8 protein-coding genes are annotated in these 7,492 nt (G+C 55.9%); 1 reads left to right on the top strand and 7 read right to left on the bottom strand.

What is annotated here, in order from left to right:
- The 4 genes from B2590_RS11760 to B2590_RS11745 all read right to left on the bottom strand — a co-directional run.
- Positions 1-804 (bottom strand): hypothetical protein (locus B2590_RS11760; RefSeq protein ID WP_286847950.1); only part of this gene is annotated, 804 nt, incomplete at its 3' end.
- A 37-nt stretch (positions 805-841) separates the two neighbouring features.
- Positions 842-2,146, bottom strand: a complete 1,305-nt coding sequence (locus B2590_RS11755) for a TRAP transporter large permease (RefSeq protein WP_041335312.1) — start codon at positions 2,144-2,146, stop codon at positions 842-844.
- Positions 2,136-2,630 (bottom strand): TRAP transporter small permease, encoded by a 495-nt coding sequence (locus B2590_RS11750; RefSeq protein ID WP_041335310.1) that lies wholly within the window; start codon positions 2,628-2,630, stop codon positions 2,136-2,138. Before B2590_RS11750 ends, B2590_RS11755 begins: the two co-directional genes overlap by 11 nt.
- 60 nt (positions 2,631-2,690) lie before the next feature.
- Entirely contained in the window at positions 2,691-3,701 is a 1,011-nt protein-coding gene (locus B2590_RS11745; RefSeq protein WP_075195921.1) for a DctP family TRAP transporter solute-binding subunit, read from the bottom strand.
- A 231-nt stretch (positions 3,702-3,932) separates the two neighbouring features.
- On the opposite strand from B2590_RS11745, the gene B2590_RS11740 reads away from it, so the two are divergent.
- On the top strand, positions 3,933-5,240 hold the full coding sequence (locus B2590_RS11740) for a short-chain fatty acid transporter (RefSeq protein WP_041336804.1): 1,308 nt from the start codon (positions 3,933-3,935) through the stop codon (positions 5,238-5,240).
- Positions 5,241-5,372: 132 nt separating this feature from the next.
- On the opposite strand, the gene B2590_RS11735 is transcribed toward B2590_RS11740, so the two are convergent.
- The 3 genes from B2590_RS11735 to B2590_RS11725 all read right to left on the bottom strand — a co-directional run bounded on the left by B2590_RS11735 (position 5,373) and on the right by B2590_RS11725 (position 7,464).
- Entirely contained in the window at positions 5,373-5,627 is a 255-nt protein-coding gene (locus B2590_RS11735; protein WP_085681424.1) for a hypothetical protein, read from the bottom strand.
- Between the two features lie 199 nt (positions 5,628-5,826).
- Positions 5,827-6,750 (bottom strand): M14 family metallopeptidase, encoded by a 924-nt coding sequence (locus B2590_RS11730; RefSeq protein WP_278368237.1) that lies wholly within the window; start codon positions 6,748-6,750, stop codon positions 5,827-5,829.
- A gap of 24 nt (positions 6,751-6,774) precedes the next feature.
- Positions 6,775-7,464, bottom strand: coding sequence for a DUF899 domain-containing protein (locus B2590_RS11725; RefSeq protein ID WP_041335305.1), 690 nt, complete (start codon positions 7,462-7,464; stop codon positions 6,775-6,777).
- Positions 7,465-7,492 lie beyond the last annotated feature (28 nt).

Genomic DNA, 7,492 nt, shown 5'->3' with positions numbered 1-7,492 from the left:
CCAACTATCTTGAAAAACACCGCGATCATTCAGCAGTTGAGTCATGACACTCTGGTTGACCTGTATAAGACCGCGTTTTGGTCGATCCAGATCAATTATTATAAAGACGATCAAGGTAATCAGTATGGAAACCAACACTATCGGCGCGAACATACGTTTTCCACTCAACCCTGCGGAATACCCCATTATTCCCCCGGAGGAGACGAACACTATAAACAGTAAAACCAGTACAACTTCTGGAACTTGCATTTGAAGCAATGCATTTCTTTTACCTTGACTATCAATAACGTCATTGAGTGATTTTACAAATGCGCCAGTTGTTACCGGGCGAGGGTCCACCTCGGTAGCTGATATTGCCAATGCCCATAACCGATTCTGCAAGTCGGCGATTTTATCATTGTAGGAAGTACGCTCTTCCGTTTTGGTAAGGTCCAACTGGCCAATTTCTACACGCAAACCAACATATTGCCGGAATAGATTGCCAGCTTCGTCTCTGTATTCCTCTGGCAGCAATTGAACCCTCAGTATTGCGGTTCCTATGGCATTCGCCTCATCTATTAAGGCCATACTTCGATTATCATATCGTTGCATGGACATGCTGAATGTAAACCCAAGCAACAATGCCAATAAACCCAGTACGCTGGCCTGAATGGAACTCGTGAGCGCTTTAACTTCATCGTCCGTATGGGACTGTACGAAACGCCCTACTCTAAATCCCACTTCATTAAGCGCAACTATCGCCATGAAGAGAATTACAACGATAACGACACTGCTGAATCCGTAAAGCAGATCAAGTTGGTTCATAGGTAATCCTTGGGGAGACCGCGTAGCGGTGCTCTATTTACCACGGCCCCACCACATAACCAAGCTTTTCCGGTAACCACAACGCAATCCCCGGCACCAACATCACCAGCACCAGGCTGACAGCCATCGCAGCCACGAAGACCATGGCCCAGCCGATGGTGTGTTCCAGGCGAATGTTGGCGATGCGGGTGGTCACCATCAGGTTCACGGCAACCGGCGGAGTGAACTGGCCAATGGCGATGTTCATGGCCAGCAGGATGCCAAACCAGATCGGGTTCCAGCCAAAATGATTCATCAGCGGCAGAACAATCGGAATCAGGATCAGGTAGATCGAAATCGCATCCAGCAACATTCCGGCAATCAGCACCAGGACCATCACCAGCCCCAACAGCACCCAGCCGTTTTCCGAGAGCGACAGCAAGGCATCCGCAAGGTGCTGGAAAGTACCCAGCGTCGTCCCCGCCCAGGCGAAGATGCCCGCCAGCGCGATGATGAACATCACCACACCGGAGGTGACGGCGGCGTCTGTCATCAGGCCCCAGAGGTTCCGCAAGCTGAGATTGCGATACAACACGCAACCGACCAGCACGCCGTATGCCACCGCCACCACGGCCGCCTCAGTGGGCGTAAACAGGCCTGAGCGCAGGCCGCCAAGAATGATCACCGGTGCAAACAGCGCGGGCAAGGCCGCCTTGAGGCTGGGCCAGAAAGGCGGGCGTTCGACCGCTTCGGGGTCTTCCCAACGGTACTTTTTCGCGAAATACAACGCTGGCGCCAGCAGAGACACACCCGCCAGGATGCCCGGGAAAATACCGGCGGCGAACAGCGCCCGCAGATCAACACCAGGCACCACGATGGAATAAAGAATCAATGCAATGGACGGCGGAATCAGGATTGCTGTGGACGACGAAGCCGCAATCAACGACGCCGAAAACGGCTTCGGATAACCGGCCTTCTGCATGCTTGGCAGCATCACCATGGCAACAGCGGCCGCATCAGCTGGACCAGAACCGCTCATGCCACCCATGATCAGACACACCAGCACCGCAACAACGGTCAGCCCACCATGGCGGGGGCCGATGATCGACTGGGCAAATCGCACCAGCGCGGCGGCAACGCCCGCACGCTCGAAGATCAGGCCGGTAAGAATAAACAGGGGAATCGCAATCAGCGGGTATTTGGCTACGCTGTTATACGTGTTGGTACCAAACGTGCCCAGCATCGCGGGCGGCAGTCCCGCTACGATACCCATCAGCCCGCCCAGGCCCAGGGCAATTGCGACCGGCATGCCCAACAGCAACGCCAGCAGGAAACTGCCAATCATCAGCAGATCAGGACTCATGGATCACCTCCGGGTCTTCCCGGCCGCGAAGGCGATCAACAAGGTTCTGGGTCATGCGGATGATGATGGCTGCAGATAGTAGCGGCAGCCAAATCACGTAAATCCAGTTGGGTAATCCCAGACCCGGTGACAATGACTCCCACTGGTATTCCTGCAAGGCGAAAGTACTGCCATACCACGTCATGATCCCCAAGACCATCACCCCGCCCAGCCATTGCAGGACAAACACCACCTTTCGTGCCCAGGACGGCAGATAGTGCTCGATCAACTCGATGCGAATGTGCTGGTTGTGTCGCGCAGCCACCGCAGCGCCTGCGAAGGTAAGCACCACCAAAAGGAACACCGAGAATTCCTCGGTAAAGGCAAAGGAGGCATCTGTCGCGTAGCGCACGATCACATTGCCGAGGCTGATCAAGCAGATCGCAACCAGGGCAATGGTGGCCAGCCAGGCATCGAGCCGGAATTTGGGAGGTCGGGACGGCATGGTAACTCCGGTTCGGAAAGAGCGCCTACCGTTTCCGGTGGGCGCCTGAACAGATCGCTCTTACTGGTTACGGTTGGCGACCGCTTCCTGCGCTTGCTTGACCAGATCCTCGCCAATGCGCGGAGTCCATGTTTCATAAACCGACTGGGTGGCCTTCATGAAGGCATCACGCTGCTCATCAGTCAGTTCGGTGACCTCTACGCCACGTTCCTTGATGGCGGCCAGGGTCGCATCGATTTCGCTACGGGATTTCTCGATTTCCCACTGGCCTGCATCAATCGCCGCCTGCTTCAGCAGCGCCTGGTCTTCCTCGCTGAACTGGTCCCAGATGCTGTTGCTGACTGCAAACACCAGCGGGTCCGCCATGTAGTGCCAGCGGGTCAGGTACTTCTGGCCAACCTGATCGATACGCGCCACGTCAAAGACCGATAACGGGTTCTCCTGGCCGTCGACGGCACCGGTGGTCAGCGCCGGCTTGGCATCAGCCCAGCTCATCTGGGTGGGGTTAGCGCCCAGGGCCGTAAAGGTATCCTGGAACAGCGGCGAACCGACTACGCGGATTTTCAGGCCATCCAGATCGGCCGGCTCATCGATGGTCAGCTTGGAGTTGGAGAGCTCGCGGAAGCCATTCTCGCCCCAGGCCAGCGGTGTAACACCACGCTTCTTGATCGCGGCAAAGACAGCCTCGCCAGCTTCACCTTGGGTGATCGCATCGATGGCGGCATAATCCGGCATCAGGAAAGGCAGGGAAAACAGGTTCAGTTCAGGCACCTGAGGCGACCAGTTGATGGTGGACCCCACCGACATATCGATCAGCCCGGAGCGCATCGCCGAGAACTCTTTGGTCTGGTCACCGGAGACCAGTTGGGAGTTGCTGTAGATTTTCATGTTGATACGCCCATCGGAGCGCTCTTTCACCAGCTCCACCCATTTGTCGGCAGCCTGGCCCCAGGGAAACGCAGACGGCAGTACGGTGGAAACGGTGTATTCATCCTTGTAGTCGGCTTGAGCAACGGCACTGAACAGCAGGGTAGCCGCCGCGGCAGCAAGAAGAGAGCGACGTTTCAACATGTGGTTTTCCTTTTTATTGGGATTGTGAAGATCGCTGTGCCGCTATCAGGCAGCGGACCAACGATTGATTATAGAAATCGGGCTATCTGGGAGCAATAGACGAAGGTGGGAGTACCCCCTCCCCCAATGAATGAGTAATGCAATACGGCGAAAGGATAGTTGGTGCTACCCCAGGCTTTTAGTTTAGCTTGCCAGCAACAAAACAAGCTGAAAAAAATATTGGGGGACAATGTGTTAGACAGAGCAGCCAAACCTATGGTCAGTCTGGTAGACAAATACCTACCGGACCCCTACCTATTCGTCATCATACTGACACTGCTGTCATTCGTTGCCGCTATGGTGTTCCAGGGGCATAGCCCCATGGCGGTAGTAGAGATGTGGGGGGACGGTTTCTGGAACCTGCTGACCTTCTCAATGCAAATGCTGCTGGTACTGGTCACCGGCTTCATGATGGCGAGCACCCCACTGGTGCGTGGCATCCTGAACCGGATTGCAGGCCTTGCCAGAACACCGGGCCAGGCAATTGTACTGGTTACCTTCATCGCGCTGATCGCCAGTTGGATCAACTGGGGCTTTGGCCTGGTGGTCGGCGCGCTGTTTGCCAAAGCCCTCGCCCGGCAAATCCGCGTACACTATCCGTTGCTGATTGCCAGTGCCTATTCCGGGTTCATTGTCTGGCACGGCGGGCTTGCAGGCTCCATCCCACTGACGATTGCCACAGAGAACCACTTCACTGCAGATGTGATCGGCGTTATCGGCACCAGTGAAACCATCTTCGCCTTCTTCAACCTGGCCATCGTCGCCGCACTTTTTATTATTGTGCCCCTGGTTAACCGCCTCATGCTGCCCAACGAAAGAGACAGCGTGTACGCGGACCCCAAAATCCTGGACGATGAGCCCGACACTTCGGTTGTTATCAATCGCCCGGCCGACTACCTGGAGAACAGCAGAACACTCGCCTGGCTGATCGGGTTCAGTGGTATCGCATTCATCTTCCAATACTTTATCGAGGGTGGCGGGCTGAACCTGAACATCGTGAACTTCATGTTCCTGTTCGTTGCCATCATCCTGCACCAGACCCCAAAGCGCCTGCTTGCCAGCCTGAATGAAGCCGTGAAAGGCGGCGCCGGCATCGTTATCCAGTTTCCGTTCTACGCCGGCATCATGAGCGTAATGACAGCTTCCGGACTGGCAGCAAGCATCTCAACAGGGTTTGTGTCCATTGCGAGCGCCGAGAGCTTGCCATTCTGGAGCTTTATCAGCGCCGGGGTGGTCAACATATTCGTGCCATCCGGCGGCGGCCAGTGGGCCGTTCAGGCGCCGGTTATGCTGCCTGCTGCACAGGAGCTTGGCGCTGACATATCCAGAGTGGCCATGGGGGTTGCGTGGGGCGACGCCTGGACCAATCTCTTGCAACCTTTCTGGGCTCTGCCGGTGCTTGCCATCGCTGGGCTGAAAGCCAAGGACATCATGGGCTACTGCCTGATGCTGCTGATCGTCACCGGCATCATTATCAGCGCGGGCCTGACCTGGCTTTAACTGCCATCCAAATATAAAGGCCGGAGAGTAGCGCTACTCTCCGGCCTTTGACACGGATAAAAGCTATCTAGACACGCGTTCAGGATACGCCTCTAGCGCTTCCTCAGTATGGCGCGGTCTTGCTCAACAAAATCACATGCTTTTACCTTGGGCCATATGCCGCTCATGGAGCTCATTGTTATACTCACCAAGGCGCTCACGAGCGTTCTCAAGCTCTTTCCAGGCTTCCTGTAGCTCCGATAGATCTTCCTCGGCGGGCGCCTGGTCTTTGATGCCACTATCGAGGCTTTCGTATTTGGCATCTATCCGCTCAGCCACGTTCTGGTACTTGGCCCAGGCCGCCTGATACTGTTCCCGCTCGCGTTTCCAGTTTTGTGCGTTTGCCATTGCTTACCTCCCACTGTTGCAATTGAGTGATGGGGAATTTTCGCCTCACTCATCATGACGTTACGGCCGGAAGGGGCTTTTTCAACCAGAGACAAATTACGGAATAGACAGTTGGAAGCCGCCTGGGTTGAGCAGCTCCTCAAACATTTGTGCTGCTCATAACGACCCACGTTAGTTGCAGAATCATGACTGTCCTTCCCTACGGGCTCACCAGCACGTAGTCGATCGCCGCACACACGGCAGTAGCCTGCGCTGCATTGCATTGCTCGGGGGTCACTCGTGCGCTGTCGGGATAGACTTCGGTGGTGGTTCTGTATGGAGCACTGGTGATACTGGCACACAGGCCCAGCTGTTTGAGCGGGTACTGAATGACGCCCCGAGCGGCGACCGGTGAGCCAAAGATCTCGCCGTTACCATCAGCCGGTGCGATGTGTGTGACCTGCTCCACCGCCTCAATCAACGCCTGTTGGAATTCGGGCTCTGGGCTTTCGCTGTCATCGACCAGATAGAAGCCGTCAGGAATTTCCCCCGGCTCGAACGGCTTGCCGTCTCGGGCCGCGAGCGCGGGACGAAACTCGGTTTCATCCGTATCAGTGGTCTCGTGCAGGTCGATATGCATCAATGCATGATCGCGAACGGGGGCCACCAGTCGCATAAGCGCCGCCGCCTCATCCGCCAAACCATCATCTCGGAACGAACGGTTCGGGTCGACCGCGTTCGGGTTCCAGCGATGAATGCGCTCGTATGCCCAAGGACTGACGCACGGCGCAACCAACAGATTGACACGGCCCGCGTAATCCGCCGCATGCTGATCAAGAAACTGCAGTGCGCCGTGTACACCGCTGGTTTCATAGCCGTGTACCCCGCCTGTTATCAGCACGACTGGCAAATCCTCACGCCAGTCGCGGCTGCGAATCGCCATCAGCGGATAATGGTTGGCGCCATAATCCAGACGGCCATATTCTTCCACATCAAAACGTGGGCGCAGACGCTCGATCACGCTCAACACATCAGACTCATAGCTCCGTTGACGGGTCTGCTGTGACAACCACTCAGCACGTTCCACCTCACCCCAGGGAATGCCAGGCTTACCGATGGGATAATGTGCGGGAGCCGTGTTCATACCATCTTTCCTCCATATGAGTTGTCAGACGTCGTACTCGTCGTGGCGGCGATTCCATACGTAGGGCTCCGTCTGCGGCCAGCCTTCCGGTGAGTCTTCCCACGTCTCCTGACGACCAAAGGGGGTCAAATCCAGGTATGTCCAGAGAGTGCCGAGATATTCGACGCCACGCGCACCCGTATAGTAGGTGCGGTAGATATCATCTCCGTCGCGAATAAAAACACTGGCACCGTGCCGTTCACCGTTATCCGTGGTTGCGCCGAAATCGACGTTAAAGTCGCTCTCGTAAGACGAATACCATGGAACAGGCGCCGTCCATCCCATCCGCGACCTGTACTGCATGAGTTTTTCCCTTGGTGCGCGTGACACCATAACCAACGACGTATCGCGAGCATGCAGGTGGGCCGGGTGTGTCATGGCATCTACCAACCAGGAGCAACCGTCGCAGCCAGCGTTCCAATCCGGGGCAAACATGAAGTGATAAACAATGAGCTGACGGCGCCCTTCGAACAAATCGAGCAGGGACACTGCGCCATTTTCCCCCTGGAGCGTATAGTGCTTGGCCACCTTAACCATCGGTAACTTCCTACGCTCGGCGTTCAGTGCATCCCGTGCCCGGGTTAACTCTTTCTCTTTTACAAGAAGCTGATCCAGCGCCGCTTTCCACTGTTCCGAAGAAACGACCTCCGGTAGTGGCTGTTTAACTGTCGCCATTGTCTGAGTCTCCTATGCGTTCAATGTA

The organism is Marinobacter sp. UBA3604 (assembly GCF_002375325.1).
Taxonomy (GTDB): Bacteria; Pseudomonadota; Gammaproteobacteria; order Pseudomonadales; family Oleiphilaceae; genus Marinobacter; species Marinobacter salarius.
Note: the sequence above shows the minus strand (reverse complement) of the source record. Positions and strands in the feature narration are given on the sequence as shown.

Excerpts from the sequence above, each read along its gene's own strand:
- B2590_RS11755 (WP_041335312.1), bottom strand. The coding sequence starts at position 2,146 with ATGAGTCCTGATCTGCTGATGATTGGCAGTTTCCTGCTGGCGTTGCTG.
- B2590_RS11750 (WP_041335310.1), bottom strand. The coding sequence starts at position 2,630 with ATGCCGTCCCGACCTCCCAAATTCCGGCTCGATGCCTGGCTGGCCACC.
- B2590_RS11745 (WP_075195921.1), bottom strand. The coding sequence starts at position 3,701 with ATGTTGAAACGTCGCTCTCTTCTTGCTGCCGCGGCGGCTACCCTGCTG.
- B2590_RS11735 (WP_085681424.1), bottom strand. The coding sequence starts at position 5,627 with ATGGCAAACGCACAAAACTGGAAACGCGAGCGGGAACAGTATCAGGCG.
- B2590_RS11730 (WP_278368237.1), bottom strand. The coding sequence starts at position 6,750 with ATGAACACGGCTCCCGCACATTATCCCATCGGTAAGCCTGGCATTCCC.
- B2590_RS11725 (WP_041335305.1), bottom strand. The coding sequence starts at position 7,464 with ATGGCGACAGTTAAACAGCCACTACCGGAGGTCGTTTCTTCGGAACAG.